15 protein-coding genes and 8 pseudogenes are annotated in these 18,269 nt (G+C 70.9%); 10 read left to right on the forward strand and 13 right to left on the reverse strand.

What is annotated here, in order from left to right; all coding sequences use genetic code 11:
- Positions 1-191: 191 nt before the first annotated feature.
- Positions 192-1,401 (forward strand): annotated as a pseudogene (locus AB0L45_RS19390) (IS110 family transposase).
- 193 nt (positions 1,402-1,594) lie between these two features.
- Here AB0L45_RS19390 and AB0L45_RS19395 read toward each other — a convergent pair.
- The 4 genes and pseudogenes from AB0L45_RS19395 to AB0L45_RS19410 all read right to left on the reverse strand — a co-directional run.
- A pseudogene (locus tag AB0L45_RS19395) lies at positions 1,595-1,819 on the reverse strand (integrase core domain-containing protein); the annotation flags it as partial.
- Between the two features lie 64 nt (positions 1,820-1,883).
- Positions 1,884-2,009: pseudogene (locus AB0L45_RS19400) on the reverse strand (hypothetical protein); the annotation flags it as partial.
- A gap of 245 nt (positions 2,010-2,254) precedes the next feature.
- Complete coding sequence (locus AB0L45_RS19405) at positions 2,255-2,431, reverse strand: hypothetical protein (RefSeq protein WP_365841412.1); 177 nt, start codon at positions 2,429-2,431, stop codon at positions 2,255-2,257.
- A 170-nt stretch (positions 2,432-2,601) separates the two neighbouring features.
- Entirely contained in the window at positions 2,602-2,973 is a 372-nt protein-coding gene (locus AB0L45_RS19410) for a MerR family transcriptional regulator (RefSeq protein WP_365841414.1), read from the reverse strand.
- Between the two features lie 93 nt (positions 2,974-3,066).
- Here AB0L45_RS19410 and AB0L45_RS19415 point away from each other — a divergent pair, with 93 nt between their 5' ends.
- Positions 3,067-4,200 (forward strand): alkene reductase, encoded by a 1,134-nt coding sequence (locus AB0L45_RS19415; protein ID WP_365841415.1) that lies wholly within the window; start codon positions 3,067-3,069, stop codon positions 4,198-4,200.
- 31 nt (positions 4,201-4,231) lie between these two features.
- Here the strand turns inward: AB0L45_RS19415 and AB0L45_RS19420 are convergent, their stop codons facing one another.
- Both AB0L45_RS19420 and AB0L45_RS19425 read right to left on the reverse strand, forming a co-directional pair.
- Positions 4,232-4,504 carry a hypothetical protein gene (locus AB0L45_RS19420; protein WP_365841417.1) on the reverse strand — a complete coding sequence of 91 codons (273 nt, stop codon included), beginning with the start codon at positions 4,502-4,504 and terminating at the stop codon, positions 4,232-4,234.
- 427 nt (positions 4,505-4,931) lie between these two features.
- Positions 4,932-5,339 (reverse strand): helix-turn-helix domain-containing protein, encoded by a 408-nt coding sequence (locus tag AB0L45_RS19425; RefSeq protein ID WP_365841419.1) that lies wholly within the window; start codon positions 5,337-5,339, stop codon positions 4,932-4,934.
- Between the two features lie 69 nt (positions 5,340-5,408).
- On the opposite strand from AB0L45_RS19425, the gene AB0L45_RS19430 reads away from it, so the two are divergent.
- The gene (locus tag AB0L45_RS19430) at positions 5,409-6,362 is read left to right on the forward strand and encodes an alpha/beta hydrolase (protein ID WP_365841421.1); all 954 of its coding nucleotides are present in this window, start codon (positions 5,409-5,411) and stop codon (positions 6,360-6,362) included.
- Positions 6,363-7,095: 733 nt separating this feature from the next.
- Here the strand turns inward: AB0L45_RS19430 and AB0L45_RS19435 are convergent.
- Positions 7,096-7,360 (reverse strand): annotated as a pseudogene (locus tag AB0L45_RS19435) (transposase); the annotation flags it as partial.
- A 317-nt stretch (positions 7,361-7,677) separates the two neighbouring features.
- Between AB0L45_RS19435 and AB0L45_RS19440 the strand changes: the two are divergent.
- Positions 7,678-8,163, forward strand: a pseudogene (locus AB0L45_RS19440) (rhomboid-like protein); the annotation flags it as partial.
- A gap of 120 nt (positions 8,164-8,283) precedes the next feature.
- Here AB0L45_RS19440 and AB0L45_RS19445 read toward each other — a convergent pair.
- The gene (locus AB0L45_RS19445) at positions 8,284-8,490 is read right to left on the reverse strand and encodes a DUF397 domain-containing protein (RefSeq protein WP_365841832.1); all 207 of its coding nucleotides are present in this window, start codon (positions 8,488-8,490) and stop codon (positions 8,284-8,286) included.
- A gap of 14 nt (positions 8,491-8,504) precedes the next feature.
- Positions 8,505-9,230, reverse strand: a complete 726-nt coding sequence (locus AB0L45_RS19450; RefSeq protein WP_365841834.1) for a recombinase family protein — start codon at positions 9,228-9,230, stop codon at positions 8,505-8,507.
- Positions 9,231-9,551: 321 nt separating this feature from the next.
- Between AB0L45_RS19450 and AB0L45_RS19455 the strand changes: the two genes are divergently transcribed.
- Positions 9,552-9,743 carry a hypothetical protein gene (locus tag AB0L45_RS19455; protein WP_365841422.1) on the forward strand — a complete coding sequence of 64 codons (192 nt, stop codon included), beginning with the start codon at positions 9,552-9,554 and terminating at the stop codon, positions 9,741-9,743.
- Positions 9,744-9,753: 10 nt separating this feature from the next.
- Here the strand turns inward: AB0L45_RS19455 and AB0L45_RS19460 are convergent, their stop codons facing one another.
- Positions 9,754-10,200 carry an ATP-binding protein gene (locus AB0L45_RS19460; RefSeq protein WP_365841424.1) on the reverse strand — a complete coding sequence of 149 codons (447 nt, stop codon included), beginning with the start codon at positions 10,198-10,200 and terminating at the stop codon, positions 9,754-9,756.
- On the opposite strand from AB0L45_RS19460, the gene AB0L45_RS19465 reads away from it, so the two are divergent.
- A complete protein-coding gene (locus tag AB0L45_RS19465; protein ID WP_365841426.1) occupies positions 10,183-10,359 on the forward strand; it encodes a hypothetical protein in 177 nt (58 codons plus the stop codon). The two genes, AB0L45_RS19460 and AB0L45_RS19465, sit on opposite strands and share 18 nt — an antisense overlap.
- A 127-nt stretch (positions 10,360-10,486) precedes the next feature.
- Here the strand turns inward: AB0L45_RS19465 and AB0L45_RS19470 are convergent.
- Positions 10,487-10,705 (reverse strand): annotated as a pseudogene (locus tag AB0L45_RS19470) (two-component sensor histidine kinase); the annotation flags it as partial.
- Between the two features lie 149 nt (positions 10,706-10,854).
- Here AB0L45_RS19470 and gap point away from each other — a divergent pair.
- From gap to AB0L45_RS19485, 3 genes are all read left to right on the forward strand, one after another.
- The gene (gene gap / locus AB0L45_RS19475; protein WP_365841836.1) at positions 10,855-11,871 is read left to right on the forward strand and encodes a type I glyceraldehyde-3-phosphate dehydrogenase; all 1,017 of its coding nucleotides are present in this window, start codon (positions 10,855-10,857) and stop codon (positions 11,869-11,871) included.
- 80 nt (positions 11,872-11,951) lie between these two features.
- On the forward strand, positions 11,952-14,378 hold the full coding sequence (locus tag AB0L45_RS19480) for a glycosyl hydrolase family 65 protein (protein WP_365841428.1): 2,427 nt from the start codon (positions 11,952-11,954) through the stop codon (positions 14,376-14,378).
- Between the two features lie 117 nt (positions 14,379-14,495).
- Positions 14,496-15,422 (forward strand): universal stress protein, encoded by a 927-nt coding sequence (locus AB0L45_RS19485; RefSeq protein ID WP_365841430.1) that lies wholly within the window; start codon positions 14,496-14,498, stop codon positions 15,420-15,422.
- Positions 15,423-15,761: 339 nt separating this feature from the next.
- Here AB0L45_RS19485 and AB0L45_RS19490 read toward each other — a convergent pair whose 3' ends face one another.
- Both AB0L45_RS19490 and AB0L45_RS19495 read right to left on the reverse strand, forming a co-directional pair.
- Positions 15,762-17,240 (reverse strand): HAMP domain-containing sensor histidine kinase, encoded by a 1,479-nt coding sequence (locus AB0L45_RS19490; protein WP_365841432.1) that lies wholly within the window; start codon positions 17,238-17,240, stop codon positions 15,762-15,764.
- Between the two features lie 77 nt (positions 17,241-17,317).
- Positions 17,318-17,769 (reverse strand): annotated as a pseudogene (locus AB0L45_RS19495) (response regulator transcription factor); the annotation flags it as partial.
- Positions 17,770-17,787: 18 nt separating this feature from the next.
- On the opposite strand from AB0L45_RS19495, the pseudogene AB0L45_RS19500 reads away from it, so the two are divergent.
- A pseudogene (locus tag AB0L45_RS19500) lies at positions 17,788-18,252 on the forward strand (ferric reductase); the annotation flags it as partial.
- Between the last annotated feature and the right edge of the window lie 17 nt (positions 18,253-18,269).

Genomic DNA, 18,269 nt, shown 5'->3' on the forward strand with positions numbered 1-18,269 from the left:
TCGTAGGATCGGGAGACCCAGGGATGTTGGGCGTGGCTGTGTGTGTTCAGCCCTTCGGTGGCTTGAAAGGATTGGCCGCCCGGCATCCCGCGACGACTCGGCCACTCATTGGGATGAGCGCGACAAGATCGCTTGGTAAGGGCACGCTGGCGAGGTTGTCTGCTGGGCTTTGAACAGATACGACTTCGGAGGTGGCCGTGCCTGAACTGTGGGCCGGTACGGACGCGGGCAAGGCCCAGCATCACTGCACCGTGATCGACGCCGACGGCAAGCGCCGGCTGTCGCGGCGGGTGGACAACGACGAGACCGCCCTGCTCAAACTGATCGCTGCTGTACTGGAGTTGAGCGAGGGTGCCCCGGTGACCTGGGCGATCGACCTCAACGCCGGCGGGGCCGCGCTGATGATCGCCCTGTTGACCGACAACGGCCAGCAGGTGATCTACATCCCTGGCCGGACCGTCCACCACGTCTCCGGTTCCTACCGGGGCGACGGCAAAAGCGACGCCAAGGACGCTGTCGTCATCGCCGACCAGGCCCGCATGCGCCGCGACCTGGAGCCGCTGCACCGGGGCGACGACATCACCGTGGACCTGCGGATCCTCACCTCGCGCCGACTGGACCTGGCCGCTGACCGCACCAGAGCGATCAACCGGCTGGGGGCCCAGATGCTGGAGTACTTCCCCGCACTGGAACGCGCCTTCGACTACAAAACCTCCAAGGCGGCCCTGGTCCTGCTCACCCAGTACCAGCCCCCGGCAGCCCTGCGATGAACCGTGCAGAACCGGCTGGCGACCTGGCTGAAGAACCGCAAGGTCCGCAACTGTCGGCTCGTCGCGGCCACCGCGGTCCAGGCCGCAGAGGCCCAGCACACCGCCGTCGCCCCAGAGAAGGTGGCGGCTGCGGTCGTGGCCAAACTCGCGCGGGAGGTGATGGCCCTCGACGAGGAGATCGCCGAGACCGATGCCCTGATCGAGGGCCGGTTTCGCGACCACCCGCACGCCGAGGTCATCCTGAGCATGCCCGGCATCGGCCCTGTTCTGGGCGCCGAGTTCGTCGCCCACACCGGCGGCGACCTCAGCGTCTTCGGCAGCGCCAACCGCCTCGCCGGCGTCGTCGGCCTGGCTCCCGTTCCGAAGGGTTCCGGACGCATCAGCGGCAACATGCGTCGCCCACGACGCTACTGCCGACGCCTGATGCGGGTCTGCTACATGTTCGCCATGGTCGCCGCCCGCAGCTGCCCCGTCTCCAGAGCCTTCTACGAGCACAAGCGAGCCGAGGGCAAGGGCCAACACCCAGGCCGTCATCGCTCTCGCCAGGCGCCGCCTGAACGTCCTGTGGGCCCATATCCGCAACGGCAGCACCTTCGAGATTGCGACGCCAGCGCCCGTCACGCTCGACTGATTCGCTCACGGGTAGTCACCGCGCCGGGTTGGCACCTCCATTGGGAACCCTTTCAACGCCACGGGATGCGGCCAGAGTTCGACGAGCCATCCGGCCGAGGCGCCGGCACATATGTAGACCGTACCCGTCAGGATCAGCACACCAGGCGCTGGGTAAGTCTCCTGCACGAAGCCGATGAGTGCGGCGCTGCCCACTAGGTGTATTGACCCGCAGGGTTGTTCACGCGGGTGATGGGTGGCTGGCCTCCGAGTGCGGTGTGGCAGCGATGGTAGTTGTCGGTGTGCAGGAAGTCGTCCAGGGTCGCGGTGCGTTCTTCGTTGCTGGCGTAGGGCCGGAGGTTGGCCCACTCGTCGAGCAGGGTGCGGTTGAAGCATTCGACTTTGCCGCTGGTCTGCGACCGGTAGGCGCGGGTGCGTTTGCCGAACTCGGTCGACGGCGAGCACGATGCGAGCGCCGAAGCGCGGCATCGGCAGGGAAGCCAGCAGGTCACGCAGGGGATTCGTGTCGTGCTGGCCATGGTTCAGGGCGCCGTACAGCGAGCCGTAGCCGCGCTGGTGCTCGGCCAACAGCGACAGCTCCACCGGCGTCCTGGGGCGGGCCGTCCGCACACAGCAGCGCGTCGGTCAGCTCGAAGAACGCATCCGCCCGCGCGGACAGACACCCGTAGAAAGCCGTCCGGAAACGCGGCAGTTCCGCGAGCGCCTCTCGTCCGTCAGCCCGCACCAGCCCACTCATCCCCATGGCCTCCATCACGAACCTCCGTACCTGATGAGTCAGCCTTCAGGACCACGAGGAGGACGGACCACCTACCCGGCAACCACTCCGGAGAGTCACCGAACGATCAGATCCGTGGTTAAGGAACAAGCTGACCGCCGAGCAACTGCGTCAGATCCAGCGGGCGGGCGAGGCGTTCGCCGCGGTCGGGGACGCATTCCGGCAGCGGCTCCGTCAGGACGACCACGGCGATGACACATTCCGTACGCCTCGTCCAGAAGACGAGCACCCACAGCGCCCGCCTCAGCCGGGCCACGGCCAGAGCTCCGGCAGACGTCGGTGAACGGCATGCGGCGGTCCCACCACAGAGGTGGGGCCGCCGTATGCGCTGTCGTCCGGCTCCCGGTGCGTCCGGCGCCTGCTCAGTTCCGGAACTTGGTGCTCTTCACGCTGTGGAAACCGTGCAGGGATCCGGCGATCGGCCCGTTATACCGTGGCCCGGCCCCCGTCCGTGCGCGCTTCCGCGATTACCTCGTCCAGCACCTCCCGTGAACGCAGCAGATCACCGATCATCGCGTTGATACGGTTGCGTTCCACCGTCAGATCCTCGGCCAGCGCGGCGGAGGCGGTCGCCGAGCCGCCGTACTCCCGCATACAGGGCAGCAGCTGTACGATCTTCGCGCTGCACAGCCCGGCCGCGAACAGCTCCTGAATGCGGATCACCCGGTCCACACAGGCTTCGGGGAATTCACGGTGCCCGCCGGCCGTCCGCTCCGCCGCCAGCAGCCCCTGCTTCTCGTAATAACGCAGCGAGCGCTCGCTCACTCCCGTACGCCGTGCCAGCTCTCCTATACGCACCGGTCCCTCCCCCGCTTCTCCCGGCCCCGGTCCCCGCCGGACCCACCTGCCGGGCTTGAATCTGACACTAGTGTCACCTTCTACCGTCCTGCTATGACGCACACCACGCTCGCCCCGCAGGCCCCTTCCGCACCGGCCGTCGACGCCCCGCCGTCCCTTCTCTCCCCCTACGCCTCTGCCACCCTGAGCACGCCCAACCGCATCGTCATGGCCCCGATGACCCGCTTCCGCGCCGACGAGGACAGCGTGCCGCTCCCCTTCGTCGCCGACTACTACGCGCAGCGCGCCTCGGCCGGCCTCATCGTCACCGAGGGCATCTGGCCCTCCTTCCGCGGCCAGAGCGGCTGGCGCGTCCCCGGCCTGGCCACCGACCGGCAGGTCACCGGCTGGCGCCGGGTCACCGACGCCGTGCACGCCGCGGGCGGCCGCATCTTCGCCCAGCTGATGCACGCCGGACGCATCGGCCACCCGCTGGGGCGCATCGACGGCGGCCACCCGGCCGGACCGTCCGCGGTGCCCGTACCGCAGGCCCAGCACACCCCCGCCGGGAAGCAGGACCCCGTGGTCCCCCGTGTCATGACGCACGACGACATCCGCACGGCGGTACGGGACTTCGCCGACGGTGCCCGCAACGCGATCCGCGCCGGGTTCGACGGCGTCGAGATCCACGGCGCGAACAGCTATCTGCTCCACCAGTTCCTCGCCGACAACACCAACCTCCGCCAGGACGCGTACGGCGGCGACGTCACCGGCCGTATCCGCTTCCCCGTCGAGGTCGTGCGCGCCGTGGCCGACGCGGTCGGCGCCCGCCGCACCGCGCTGCGCCTGTCCCCCGGCAACCCGCAGTTCGGCATGGCGGAAGCGGACCCCGCCCCCGTGTACCGCGCCCTTCTGGACCGCCTCGCTCCCCTGGGCCTGGCCTACCTCCACCTCACCGAGAGCACCCCGGCCTACCGGGCGCTGGCCGACCTGCGGCCCCACTGGCCCGGCACCCTCGTCGCCAACGTCGGCGAGAACGGGGCCGCGACGACCCGGGAGGCGGGCCAGGCCCTCCTGGACTCCCGCCGCGCCGACTTGGTCTCGTACGGCCGGGCCTTCCTCGCCAACCCCGACCTTCCCCATCGCTTCGCCACCGGCACTCCGCTGGCCGCCCACGACCCCGCGCTGCTCTACACGCACGGCGCGGAGGGATACAGCGACTACCGGCCGAGCCGCGCGGCCCGGTGATGCCACTGACGGCCCGCCCCGAAGGGTGGCCTCACGCCAGTACTGCCCCTCGCCTTCCCACCCACGCGTCCTCGTACTTCGTGTACGTGCCGTCGTGCTTCGCCAGGTGGACCCACTGGTCGACGTACTCCTTGAACGGGACGTCGGCGTGCGGGACGGCGCCCCGCCTGCAAGCACATCGGCCACCGTGCGCACCGGCGACCACACCTACGACCAGGCGGCGGCCGCGCCGCACGTCGTCGACCACGTGGACCGGGATGCCACGCTCACCCCGGCGCAGCGGGCCGCCGCTGTGCACCTCCATCAGCAGGCCGCGATGCCTGAGGAGTACCTGGAGGGCCGTACGACCGATCCCGCGACGTGGCGGTACACACCCAAGAACCTCGCTCGGCTGGCCACCTTTTCCCGGGCCGCCGAAGCCCGCTCGCACCATCGCCGACGGACCGCAGCCACAGCAGCCGACCACCACCGTTATCTAGTGGACGACGGTACTTCGCGCAGGTCAGACAGCAGATCTGACGGCAGGCGAGTCAGGCAAGTCCTGCTTGTCATGGCCCAGGAAGGCATTTCGATCGAAACGCTTCCGGAACTCCCGTTCGGTTACGACGGGCAGCGTCGCCGTCGCCGTCGAGTCCCGCCGCTGCCGGGTGCGGCGGCTCGGCGGCTGCTGTGGAGCCGGCGGCAACAGGGAGGCCCTCCGAGGGCCAACGGTGAGAGACCAGTAGCGCACTTCACCGCATCGCGTAGTCGTGGTGATCGTGGCGGTGTTGGGCGGCGACGACGTCGGTGGTGTGCGCGTGTATCCAGTCGAGCACCTCCAGCAGCGGCCCGGCGGCACTGTCGCCGAGCGGGGTGAGCGCGTAGCTGACCTGGGGTGGTGCGGCCGGGGTCACCGTCCGTTCGACGAGGCCGTCCCTGACGAGGGTGCGGAGCGTCTGGGAGAGCATCTTCTCGCTGATTCCGCCGATCCTCGCGTGGAGTCCGGAGAAACGCAGCGGGGCTGATTGCAGCGCGGCGATGATCAGCACGCCCCAGCGGCTGGTGAGGTGGTCGAAGACGACGCGGCCCTGGCAGGCGCCGTTGAATGCGTCACCCTCCTCGTCAGCGGGAGGGGTACTGAGCTGGAGTCCGACGTTCATCTCCGGAGCTTACGTCAAGGTACGTCCTTACCCCGAGAGAGTTTCCTGCTTATTGTCCTGCTCATGGTCATGACTACCGCACCGGAACACCGCCACGTCACCGTGAACGGCATCCGCCTGCACATCACGGAGCAGGGCAGCGGCCCTCTCGTCGTGCTGCTGCACGGCTTCCTCAGCTACTCCCGCGCCTGGCGGCGCCAGCTCGGCGTACTCGCCGCGGCCGGATACCGCGCCGTGGCCCCCGACCTCCGCGGCTTCGGAAGGTCCGACCATCCGCCAGAAATAGGCCAGTACACGCAGCTTCACCTCGCGGGCGACGTGATCGGACTGCTCGATGCGCTCGGCGAGGAGCGTGCCGTGCTCGTGGGGCACGACTGGGGCGCGATGGCCGCCTGGACGACGGCGCTGCTGCGGCCCGACCGGGTGCGCGGCGTGTGCGGCATGAGCGTGCCCTACGCGCCGCGCGGCGAGCGCAGTCTGCTCGCACTGCTCAGGGAGAAGTTCGGAGACCGACACTACATCCAGTACTTCCAGCGCCCGGGACCGGCCGAGGCCGAGCTCTCCCGGGACGTCGCCGCCACCCTCCGCGGTGTGCTGCATTCCGGCTCGGGAGACGCGGCACAGCCGTGGAACCCGGTGCTCGCGCCGGGCGGCCGTTGGCTCGACGCGCACCCCGACCCGCGAACGCCGCCGTCCTGGTTCGGCCAGGCCGAACTCGACGCGTTCACCGCGACGTTCGCACGTACCGGCTTCACGGGCGGCCTCAACCTCTACCGCGCGATCGAGCCGAGCTGGCAGCTGATGGCCCCGTGGCACGGGGCGCGCGTTCACGTGCCCGCGATGTTCGTCTACGGTCAAGCGGATTCGTTCGCACACCACGTCGGCGAACTCATCGACGCGCTGCCCCGCTCGCTCTCCGATCTGCGGGAGACGGTGGCGCTGCCCGGCTGCGGGCACTGGCTCCAGCACGAACGGCCGCGCGAGCTCGAAGAGGCGCTGCTGCGGTTCCTGGCCTCCCTGTGAGCTGTGCTCACGGCCGCGTGAGCGCCGACACGGGGCCGCATTGCCTCTGTCTGCGGCTGAACGATGGCACACCCGGTTGCGACCTTGCTTCGCTCGAACCAAAAGTCGGCGAAGCCCCCCGCACCTGCGGGGAGGACAACAGCCCGCGCACGGTGGCCCGGGTGCGGCGCGAAGCACCCCCGCACCTGCGGGGAGGACCGACTCGGGCGGTGTGCCGCTTGGGGTAGTGGGACTCCTCGGGCCGGACCGCGTACCGGTCGAACCGCTGCGGTCGGGCCAGTGCCGCCAGCCAGGGGCCGGCGCAGGCCGTCACCGCGTTCAGCGCCGCCTGCAGGGCCTCGACGATGGACTCCAGGCGGCTCAGGTCCCGGGCCGCGGCCAAGACATAGGTGGAGTCCGAGCGCTGGTGTCCGCCGTCGAGCAATTCCTTGCGGCGGGCTGGGACCAGGAGCGAGTCGAAGACCACCTGCCCGTGATCGTCCTGGGCCAAGCGGGCGCGGAAGTCGCTGAGCAGTGCGAAGTCGAACCCGGTGTAGGCCAGCTCCAGGCCGAGCGCATACCCCAGTCCAGACGGGCCTTGGCCGCATGGGCCGCCTGCTGGCCTGGCAGCCCCTCGACGAACTGCAGCAGCGACACCACCGCCAAGCGCGCTGGAGAGACCGCCGGACGGCCGTGATCGGAGTACAGATCGGCGAAGTCGACGTCGTAAGACGTTGTTTGAGTTGGTGAGCTGGCGGTAGCTGATAAGTGCTGCGGCGATGCCGACGAAGGCGAGGAAGTGCTCGGCCCTTGCGCTCGTAGCGGCGGTGCAGGCGATGGCACCCGGTCAGCCAGGAGACGGTTCTCTCGACCCCTCAGCGGTGGCGGCCCAGGCGCTTGGAGGACTCGATGTCCTTGCGGGCGATGCGGTGGCGGATGCCGCGTTCACGGAGCCATTTCCGCAGGTGGTCGTAGTCATAACCCTTGTCCGCGTGGAGCTTGGCCGGTCGTCGCGACGGGGCCCGCGGCGGGAGCGGATGGGCGGGATGACCCGCACCAGCGGCTGCACCGTCCGTGCGGCCGACTACCGAATCCTCTTCGCCCACCGGGTCGACACGCTGCGCGCGGTGCGCCCGCACTCCGTCCGGGAACAGCAGCAGGTGCCGATACACGAACCGTCGAAGGCCGTACAGCCGCTTCCAGGCAGCGGCCGTGCCAGTTGCGTCACGCGGGCGGCCTCCCCGGTCACTTCGGCCAAGTCTGTGTTCTGCGCCACATGCGCCTTATGAGTTCCACGCGGTACGGTGCACCGCGCGCCGTGACGTATACATGCGCCATGAAGGATGCGCTCCGCCCGGCCGCCCTGGTCCGCGCGGTCCGGTCGTACGTTTGCCGGGCCCCCGGCACGTTCATCTGGCTCGCGATCCTCTTCGTGACGTCGGTGATCATGCACCATCTGACGCCCGACACGCTGGACCACGTCCTGCAACGCCGCTCCACCAACATCAACAACCTGTTGCACTCACCCGGCCGAGTACTCCTCACCAGCGCACTCTGGCTCGGCGGCGGCAACTGGCTCTACTACTTCGTCCTCTACAACATCTTTCACGTCCCGGCCGAACGCTGGCTCGGCACCTACCGCTGGCTCGCGGTCCTGGGCGTCACCCACATCGGCGCCACGTACCTGAGCGAAGGCATCCTCTCCCTCGCCATCCATACGGGCGCGGCGCCGCACTCCGCCGTCGACACGCTGGACGTCGGAGTCAGCTACGCGCTGGCCGGCGTCGTCGCCGTCCTGACGTACCGCCTCCCCTGGCACCCCCTCCGCTACGCCTACGCCGCAGGCGTCCTCGTCTTCTACGCGATCCCCCTCTTCACAACCTCACTTTCACCGACATCGGTCATTCGTCCGCCGCGCTGCTGGGGTTGGCGTGTTGCCCGCTCACCCCGGGGTGGCGCCGTCGTCACACGCGTACGGAAGAAACGCGGCCCAGGCGCCGGCCCCGAAGGCGAGCTGGGGATCCTTCGGGGCCACGGAGTCCCGGACGCGAATAGCACCCGGGGCGGTGGTTATCTCGACGCATTCACCTTGAAACGAGCAGCGCGCCGAGGTCGGCCCTGTACTCCCGAAGCTACGGCGAAGTGGCAAGTAGCTCTCTGTAGTCAGAGTGACGCTCGGTCAGGATGCGCGGAACGAGGGCCGGGAACATCGTCGCCCTGGCTGCCTGCGAATTCGGCGTGGGCCTGCTCGACGGCCTCGGGGTATGCCTGCTTCTTCTCGTGCTCGGCGAGCGCGCGGTAGATGCTGGCGACGCTGGGGGCCTGGCCCTTGCGTTTGCCGGTGGGGATGATCAGGTCGGGCTGGATCTGCTCGACCGACTCGCCGTTCGCGCGGCGCCGGAGCACGGTGCGCAGCATGTCCTCCGTGATGACGGGCGGGTGTCCGCCGTGCTTGCCCTTGCGTGCCGCAGCGTCGAGCCCTTCGAGGGTGGACTCGCGGATGTTCTCCCGCTCGGTCTCGGCCATCGCGGCGAAGAAGGCGAACAGCAGCCTGCCGTGCCCGCTCGGGTCGTACGTCCCCGCCAGGGGGCCAGCGAGCATCTCCAGCACCAGGCCGTGGGCGGCCAGGTGGTCGGCGAGCGCGGTGAGTTCGGCGGCGTCGCGGCCCAGGCGCTTCATCTCGTACACGGTGAGGATGACGCGGCAGTGCGGGGCGTGGGCCTTGATGTTGCGGGCGGCCTGGAGCGCGGCCTCGAACTGCGGGCGCACCCGCACCCGGGTGCTGATCTTCTCGCTGAAGATTTTGTCCCGGGGGATGCCGCGCCCGGCGAGCGCGTCGAGCTGGGACTGGAGTTCCTGGGTGAGGGTCGAGCACCTCGCGTAACCGATGCGCGGCGCTCGGGGTGTCGTCGGCGAGGAGCGCGGGCGGCGGGGTGCCGGGCCGCCACGGCTGCCCCGGTCCCCGGTCGGCCGGGGTCGGCATCCGGAGCCTCTTGGCGAGCCGGGGCACCTTCTTGTACCGGCCGGTGTGGTAGATCCCGGCGACCGCCCCGCCGCGCGAGCGGCACGGCGAGCCGGGCTCGGCCGCGCACCGGGGGCAGGGATGGCGCTCGACATCATCCGCGTCGGCCGGGGAAGGTTCTTGAAGGCCCGTCATGCCCCGGACCTTGTCACAAACGATTTCCAGAAGGGGGTGGAACGCCAGTTTATGTGAGCACCACCGGCCCCGTGCCGCAGCGGATGGCCGCCCTCCTTTCCTCCGGCATCCGGCCCCCGCGGGCCACGTCCTGGGGTGCCGTCCTGCTGGCTGTCTGCGCGCTGGCCTCCTGCGCCACCGCGGCGAGCGTTGCCCTCCGCGTCCACCAGGACATCGAGGTCGCCCAGGGCGAAGCCGGCCACTGAGCGGCCGCCGTCACCGGGGCGCGCCGGATGGGCCAGGTTCTTCGGCGCGGTGCACACCGGACGGGACCAGCAGCGTGAAGGTGGCGGGACGGGCGTGCGTGGCCGAGAGCCTGCCGCCCAGCCCTGTCGCCAGGTCGCGGGCCAGGGCCAGACCGACCCCGCTGCCCTCGCCCGCGCTGCGGCCGCGCTCGAAGAGGCGTGCCGGATCCCCCGCCACCTGGCCTTCGTCGGTCACGTCGAAGGCCAGGGCGTCGCCGAGGTCGCGGACCGTGAGCCGGACAGTGCCGCGTCCGTGCACGCGGGCGTGGTCGAGCAGGACGCCCAGGATCTCCGCCACAGGGTCGCCAGGAATCTGTACGTCGCCGGAGTCCTGGCCATCGGTGAGCTCCAGCCGTCTGCCGTGCCGGGCGAACAGGCCGCGCGACCGCTCCTGTGTGTCTTGGAGAAGTCGCGCCACCGGCCGGTCGAGCAGCGGAGCCCGGGACGTGCCGTCGGTGCGGGCGAGACGCAGGAGTTCCTCGACGGTGTGGTTCAGGCGGTGGGTACCGGCGAGCGCTTCCTGCAGAGCCGGGCGGGCGTCGTCCTGGGCGAGCCCTGCCTCCAGGGTCAGCTGTAGTCCGGTGAGCGGGTGCGCAGCTGGTGCGAGACGTTGGCGGTGAAGCCGGCCTGGTGGCGCAGAATTCGGTCAGGCGGTGCAGCAAAGTGTTGTGGGTACGGGCCACCTGGTCGATCTCCGCGATGTCGCCGACCGCGGCCCGCGCGTTCAGATCGCCGTTGGCGACGGCCCGGCAGTGCCGCGAGAGAGCCTCCAGCGGGGCGGCCGGCGCCCGGGCCTGACGGCGGGCGACGAGCACCGCGACGGCCAACGCGACCACGGTCACGCCCAGTAGGACGGCCCACGCGGTGAGGACCCGGTCGCGTACGGCGTCGGCGGGGGAGGATGCGCGGACCACGCTGATCACCGGCTCGGCGCGGGCGAGCCGGTTGACGAGGGGCCGTTCGGCCTCGTGCTCGTCGTGTCACGACTCGGGATGCTGGAGGGAAGCGCAAGCTGTCGCCATCGGCTGGCGGCGGTCATACCCCGGCAGTGAGCCAGGAGGCGGATCAGGTCATGGCCGTACGGGTGGGCATCAACGGCTTCGGGCGGATCGGGCGGAACTATCTGCGGTGTGTACTGGAGCGGGCGGGGCAGCAGGGGACGCCGGTGGAGGTGGTGGCGGTCAACGACATCGCGCCGGCCGGCACGTTGGCGCATCTGCTGGAGTACGACTCGACGTACGGCAGGTTCGGCCAGGAGGTCGGGGCGGAGGAAGGCGAGCTGGTCGTTGCCGGACGGCGCATAAAGGTGTGCTCGGAGCGTGACCCGGCGGATCTCGACTGGGCCGGGGCGGGGGCGGAGGTGGTCATTGAGTCGACCGGCCGTTTCCGGGCCCGGGAGGCCGCCGCGCTGCACCTCAAGGGCGGTGCACGGAAGGTGCTCCTGTCGGCGCCGGGCAAGGACGCCGATGCGACGGTGGTGATGGGGGTCAACGAAGCGGATTACGACCAGGGCCGTCACCACGTGGTCTCCTGCGCGTCGTGCACCACCAACTGCGTGGTGCCGATGGTCAAGGTGTTGCACGAGAGCTTCGGCGTGCGCAAGGGGCTGATGACCACGATCCACGGCTACACCAACGACCAGGCGCTGCTCGACGGGCCGCACAAGGATCTGCGCCGCGCCCGGTCCGCCGCCGTGAGCATCATCCCCACCAGCACGGGAGCGGCCCGGGCGGTGGGGCTCGTACTGCCGGAGCTGGACGGTGCGCTGGACGGTCTGGCGGTGCGGGTGCCGGTGGAGGACGGTTCGCTGACCGATCTGACGGTGGTTCTCGGCCGGGAGGTCACCGCGGAGGAGATCAACGAGGCATTCGGCCGGGCCGCGGACGGGCCGCTAGGGAAGGTGCTCCGGGTGTGCCGTGCGCCGATCGTCTCGCGTGACGTCATCGGTGATCCGGCGTCGTGTGTGGTGGACGCGGGGCTGACGCAGGCGCACGGGGACCTGGCGAAGGTGTTCGGCTGGTACGACAACGAGTGGGGGTACAGCAACCGTTTGCTGGATCTCACCGAGTATGTCGGCGCGCGGCTGTGACGGGGATGGGGAAGGCCGTGGGCTCCCGCTCGGATGAGAGGGCCGTAGGACCGAGGGCCTGCGCCGAACGGGGCGGCGGGGTGTGCGGATCGGTCCGGCCGGCAGGGGAGTGGGCCTGGGAGTACGAAGGGTACGAGCCGGCACAGGAGCGGCTGCGGGAGGCGTTGTGCACCCTCGGCAACGGATACTTCGCCACCCGGGGGGCCGCTCCGGAGGCGCGGGTCGGTGAGCACCACTACCCCGGCACGTACGCCGCCGGCTGCTACAACCGGCTGCTGTCGAAGGTGGCCGGGCGGCAGGTGGAGAACGAGGATCTGGTCAACCTGCCGAACTGGCTGCCGCTGCGCTTCCGCATCCCCGGGGAAGGCGGTGCCGCCGCACGGTGGTTCACCCCCGACGAGGGGTATCCGCTGGAGTACCGGCAGACACTCGACCTGCGGGCCGGGACGCTGATCCGGCGTATGCGCGTCCATACGTCCGGCCGGCGAAGCCTGGTGGTCGTCCAGCACCGGCTGGTCCACATGGCCGACCCGCATCTGGCGACGCTGCGCACGGAGTTCACGTCCGACGGCTGGTCGGGGGAGCTGGAGGTGGAGTCCGCACTCGACGGTGACATCCGCAACGCGGGCGTCGACCGTTACCGCGCACTCGCCGGGCAGCATCTGACCCGTATGCACACCGGAGCCGTGGACCCGGCGACATTGTGGCTGCGTTGCCGCACTTCCACCTCCGACATCCGCATCGCCTGCGCGGCGCGCACCCGCGTCACGGCGGGCCGGGCCGTGGAGAGCAGGACCGTCCTGGGCTCCTTCAGCGCCGCCCACCGGCTGCGGATCCCCCTCACGGACGGGGAGACGAGCGTGGTCGAGAAGGTCGTGGCCCTGCACACCTCCCGTGACCCGGCGATCAGTGATCCGTCGCTGGCCGCCATCGACGATGTGGCACGGGCCCCGGCTTACGGGGAACTGCTCGCCTCGCACACCGCGGCCTGGGACCGGCTGTGGCGGCGGGCCGACCTGGACGTCCCCGGCGAGGCCGGCCGCATCCTGCGCCTGCACCTGTTCCACCTGCTCCAGACCCTCTCCCCGCACACGGCCGAGCTGGACGTGGGCGTGCCCGCCCGGGGGTTGCACGGCGAGGCGTACCGCGGGCACGTCTTCTGGGACGAGCTGTTCGTCCTGCCGTACCTGAACCTGCACTTCCCGGAGGTCTCCCGCGGTCTGCTGAACTACCGCCACCGGCGACTCAGGCGGGCGTGCCACGCTGCCGAGGACGCGGGCCACAGCGGGGCCATGTACCCGTGGCAGAGCGGCAGCGACGGCCGGGAGGAGACCCAGACCCTGCACCTGAACCCGCGGTCGGGGCATTGGCTGCCCGACCGGACCCGCCTCCAGCACCACGTGGGTTCGGCCGTCGCCTACAACGTGTGGCGCTACTGCGAAGCCAGTGGCGACACCGAATACCTGCACACCAAGGGCGCGGAAGTGGTGATGCAGATCGCCCGCTTCTGGGCGGATACTGCCGTTCACGACCCGGGGACGGACCGGTACCGGATCAAGGGTGTCGTCGGCCCGGACGAATACCACGACGCGTACCCGGACGCCGGCACCCCCGGCCTGGACGACAACGCGTACACCAACGTCACCGCAGCCTGGGTGCTGCGACGTGCCCTGGAGCTGGCCCGTACGCTGCCCGTTCCCCGGCGCGCCGGCCTCTTCGGACAGCTCGGCCTCGACGCCGTGGAACTCGACCACTGGGAGGAGGTCTCCCGGGGGCTGCGCGTTCCGTTCCACGCGGGGGTGGTCAGCCAGTTCGAGGGTTACGGCGATCTCGCCGAGCTGGACTGGGAGGGCTATCGGAAGCGGTACGGCGACATCCGGCGGCTGGACCGCATCCTGGAGGGCGAAGGGGACAGCCCCAACCGCTACCAGGTTTACAAGCAGGCCGATGTGCTGATGCTCGGCTACCTCTTCTCGCCCGCCGAGCTGGCGGAAGTGTTCCGGCTGCTCGGCTGTTCGATGGACGACGAGACGTGGCGGGCGACGGTCGATTACTACCTGCGGCGTACCAGCCACGGATCGACCCTCAGCGGGCTGGTGCACGGCTGGGTGCTGGCTCGCGCCCGGCGCGGCGACGCCTGGCAGCACTGCCTGGAGGCGCTGTGCGGGGACGTGGCCGACATTCAGGGCGGCACCACCGTCGAGGGCATCCACCTCGGCGCCATGGCGGGCACCCTCGACCTCGTCCAGCGCGGCCTGGCCGGCCTGGAGACCCGCGACGAGGCGCTGAGGTTCGACCCCGCGCCCCTCCCGGAACTGTCCACCTTCGGCTACCGGCTGCGCTACCGGAATCACTGGGACGTCGGTGTACGCATCACGGCCGACCGCCTGCGGGTGTCCGTACCGGACTCCGCGGAACGTCCGATCCCAGTGGTGTGCGCCGGCCGCGCGGTGACGGTGCCGCCCGGCGCCACGCACGAGTTCTCCCTGTCCGACTCCGGACGCTGACGCGCGGCGACAGGCCGACGGGCCCTCGACGTGGCCCGTGCGGCCCCAAGCGGCCCGGTCCGTCCGGAGGAATGCTCTGAGTGCGGACAAGTCTGCCCGAGCTGGAGGGACGTTCCCATGATCGGTCACATAACCGTCGGACTGGATGGTTCCCGCGAAAGTCTGGCGGCCGCCGACTGGGCCGCCAGGGAGGCCCGGCGCCGCGGGCTGACCCTGCGCCTGGTCCACGCCTGGGAAGGACTGACGGACCCGGACCGGGATACCGGCCTGAGCGAACCGGTGCTCCCCGAGCTGGCGGTGCCGAGGCACTGGGCGCGCCGCATCCTGAGCTCGGCGGAGAACGACCTGGGCCTGCGCCATCCGGGACTGCCGATCGTGGCCGACCTGGTGGCCGAACCGCCGCTGGCTGCCATGGCGGCGGCGGGGCGGGAAGCCGAACTGCTGGTACTCGGTTCCCGGGGGCTGGGCGGAGTGACCGGGTTCCTGGTCGGGTCGGTGGCACTGTCCGCAGTGGCCCACGCGGACCGGCCGGTCGTTCTGGTCAGGGCCGGGTACGGCGCGGACGACGAACGGGTGCCCGATGCGAACGGGTTCACCGCTTCCGGTGCGCCGTACCGCGCGGTGGTGCTGGGCCTGGATGCCAGCAGCTCGTGCGACCCGGTGGCGGAGTTCGCCTTCGATGCCGCTGCCCGCCGCGAGGCACCGCTGTATGTCGTGCACACCTGGGACGCGCCGTCCTCGCACGCTGATCAGCTGAGCGCCCCGCGCGAAAGGGACACCGGAGCGGAATGCGAGGAGCGGGTGCGCCGCGCGCTCACCGCGGCGTTGCGACCGTGGCGGGAGAAGTATCCCGGGCAGAGCGTCACCGAGGTGCTGCGGACGGGTAAGCCCGCCCGGAACCTGATCGCGCTCACCGCGGACGCGGGGCTGCTGGTGGTCGGGCGCCGTAAGCGGAGTTCCCCGGTTGGCGCACATCTGGGACCGGTTGCGCACGCGGTGATCCATTACGTCGGCTGCCCGGTTGCCGTCGTGCCGCACGACTGATCAGGCCCACCTCCTGCGCCTGCGGTCGGACCGCCCGATCACTGACCAGCTTGCGCCACCTCCGTTCTCACCTGGGACGGTGGTGAGCCGAGCGCGCCGGAAGGCGTTAGGAACCATCAATCGCGTTCCCACCGCTGGAGGGCACACGCTCGTCCACATGGCGCCCGTCGCCCGTGCGCCGGATTACGGCCCTGGACCGACCAGCTCCTTGGCCACGACAAGCCGAGGGAGATCTGAACGCATACTGCTGTCACTTTCACGGCCTTCACCCGATCGGATCCGGTGTGTGATCGGCGGCATCTCTGACGCACATGATCGAGATGAGGACCGTGGGCCCGCTCACTCCGCCGACCGGTGCAGCATGGACGCGGAGGGCAGATGGAGTCGGAAGCAGGTGCGACCGGGGCGGTTGGTGACCTCGACGGAGCCGCCGTGCGCGGTGGTGACGGCGTGGACGATGGCCAGGCCGAGGCCGGTGCCGCCGGCGGTGCGGGAGCGGCTGTGGTCGGCGCGGGTGAAACGGTCGAAGACCTCGGGCTGGAGGGCTTCCGGGATGCCGGGGCCGTTGTCGGTGACGGTGAGCTGGGTTTCCCCGCCGTCCGGGGGCGGGGCGATGGCCAGGGTTGTCTCGGTGCCCGCGGGGGTGTGGAGGCGGGCGTTGGCGAGCAGGTTGGTGATGACCTGGTGGAGGCGGTGGGCGTCGCCCACGACGTAAACGGGTTCGGGTGGCAGGTCCAGCAGCCAGCGGTGGTCGCGGGAGACGGCGCGGGCGTCGTCGACGGCGTCGAGCGAGAGCCGGGTCAGGTCGACCGGTTCGCGGGCCAGCGGGCGGCCCGCATCGAGCCGGGCGAGCAGCAACAGGTCGTCGACCAGCCCTGACATGCGCTGTGGTTCGGACTGGATGCGTTTCCAAGCGTGTTGGACGTCAGGCGGGAGTGGGCCCTTGTGCCGCAGGGCGAGTTCAGTGTGCGCGCGGACGGTGGCGAGGGGGGTGCGCAGTTCGTGGCTGGCGTCGGCGGCGAAGTGCCGCAACCGCTCCTCGCTCGCGTGACGGCGGTCGAGGGCGTCGCCGACGTGGCCGAGCATCCGGTTCAGGGCGGTCGCGACCTGGCCGACCTCGGTGTCGGGGTCGCTCGGGGGCAGCGGCGCGGGCAGCGCGACCTGACCGCTGGCCAACGGTAGGCGGGTCACCTCGGCGGCGGTCGTGGCGACCCGGTCCAGCGGGCGCAGGGAGAGGCGTACCCACAGGGTGCCCGCGACCGCCGTCGCGGCCAGGGCGGCGCCGAAGACCAGCGCCTCCACCAGCTCCAGCCGGTGGACCGTCTCCTCGACCGGGTGCAGCGGCAGCCCGGTGATCAGGACGTCGCCGTCGTCACCGGAAACGGCGGTGACCCGGTAGGGCTTGAGGGTGCTGAGCCGAATGGTGCGGCCGTCTTGGCCGACGGGTACGGCGGCCAGTGCCCGGCGGTCGGCTTCCGTCAGCGGCGCGGCCGCCGGGGTGTCGTCGCGTACGACGGCGGCCTGGGTGACGCGGCCGCCCAGCAGCCGGGCGCCGAAGGTGCCGTTCGCCGGGCCACGGGTGTCGGGGCGGTTGTCCGCGTCCGGGCGTTCGCCGTGCTCCAGGCTGGCGGCGAAGCGGCCGCCCGACGCGCTCAGCTGCTGATCGAGACGGCCCAGCAGGAAATGTTCGAGGGAGATGACGGTGGTCGCGCCCACGGCCAGGCACGCCACCGCGAGGAGCACCACCAGCCCGGCGGTCAGCCGGGACCGCAGCGAACGGGGCGGGCGAAGACGGGGGAGGCGGCGCCGCGCACTCACGCCTGCTCCCGCCCGGCGCGGCGCCCGGTGTCGTCGTCCGGCCCGGTCCGTGCGGTGTCCGGCGGCCCGGGGGCCTGCTTCAGTACATAGCCCACACCCCGCACGGTGTGAATCAGCGGTTCCCGGCCCGCGTCGATTTTCTTGCGGAGGTAGCTGATGCAGAGCTCGACGACATGCGCCCGGCCGCCGAAGTCGTAGGACCAGACCCGGTCGAGGATCTGCTCCTTCGACAGCACCCGGCGCGGGTTGCGCATCAGGAACCGCAGCAGCTCGAACTCCGTACGGGACAGCTCCACGATCCGGCCCGCCCGGCTCACCTCGCGGGCCTCCTCGTCCATCACCAGGTCCGCGAAGACCAGCCGGTGATCGCTGGGCGCCTGCGTCATGCCTGCCCGGCGCAGCAGCCCGCGCAGCCGGGCCAGCACTTCCTCCAGGCTGAAGGGCTTGGTCACGTAGTCGTCGCCGCCCGCCGTGATGCCCGGATGCGGTCCTCCACCGCATCCCGGGCGGTCAGGAAGAGTACGCACAGGCCGGGCGCGCGGTCGCGCAGTCCGCCGGCCGCCACAGCGCCGCCGTCGCCGGGCTCGCACCGGGCACCCGAGTCTGGGCCGAGGGCCCGTACGGCGGCCTCACCGCCACCCGCGCCCGCACCGGCAAGTCCCTTCTCCTCGCAGGCGGTGTCGGCATCACCCCACTGCGCGCCCTCTTCGAGACGCTCCCCGGCGACACCGCCTTGATCTACTGGGCCCACCGGCCCCAGGTCCTCGCCCTGCGCGGCGAACTCGACGCGATCGCAGCCCACCGCGGCGTCCGCGTCCACTACTCGGTCTCCGCCCCGCCCGGATACGCGATCCCTCTCACGGCGCCGGGCCTCCTCCAGCAGGTGCCCGACCTCGCGGAGCGGGAGGTGTACCTGTGCGGCCCGCCCGGCATGACCGACGCGGCCCGGTCCGCGCTGCGTGCCGCGGGCGTACCACGACGCCGCGTCCACCACGAATCCTTCGCCTTCTGAGCCCGTACCGGCTCCTG

Source organism: Streptomyces sp. NPDC052496, from assembly GCF_040679095.1.
GTDB lineage: Bacteria > Actinomycetota > Actinomycetes > Streptomycetales > Streptomycetaceae > Streptomyces.

What these genes read in the sequence shown, in the direction of transcription:
- gap (WP_365841836.1), top strand. Translation starts at nt 10,855, where the DNA reads ATGGCCGTACGGGTGGGCATCAACGGCTTCGGGCGGATCGGGCGGAAC.
- AB0L45_RS19485 (WP_365841430.1), top strand. Translation starts at nt 14,496, where the DNA reads ATGATCGGTCACATAACCGTCGGACTGGATGGTTCCCGCGAAAGTCTG.
- AB0L45_RS19425 (WP_365841419.1), bottom strand. Translation starts at nt 5,339, where the DNA reads ATGAACGTCGGACTCCAGCTCAGTACCCCTCCCGCTGACGAGGAGGGT.
- AB0L45_RS19415 (WP_365841415.1), top strand. Translation starts at nt 3,067, where the DNA reads ATGACGCACACCACGCTCGCCCCGCAGGCCCCTTCCGCACCGGCCGTC.
- AB0L45_RS19420 (WP_365841417.1), bottom strand. Translation starts at nt 4,504, where the DNA reads ATGGAGGTGCACAGCGGCGGCCCGCTGCGCCGGGGTGAGCGTGGCATC.
- AB0L45_RS19430 (WP_365841421.1), top strand. Translation starts at nt 5,409, where the DNA reads ATGACTACCGCACCGGAACACCGCCACGTCACCGTGAACGGCATCCGC.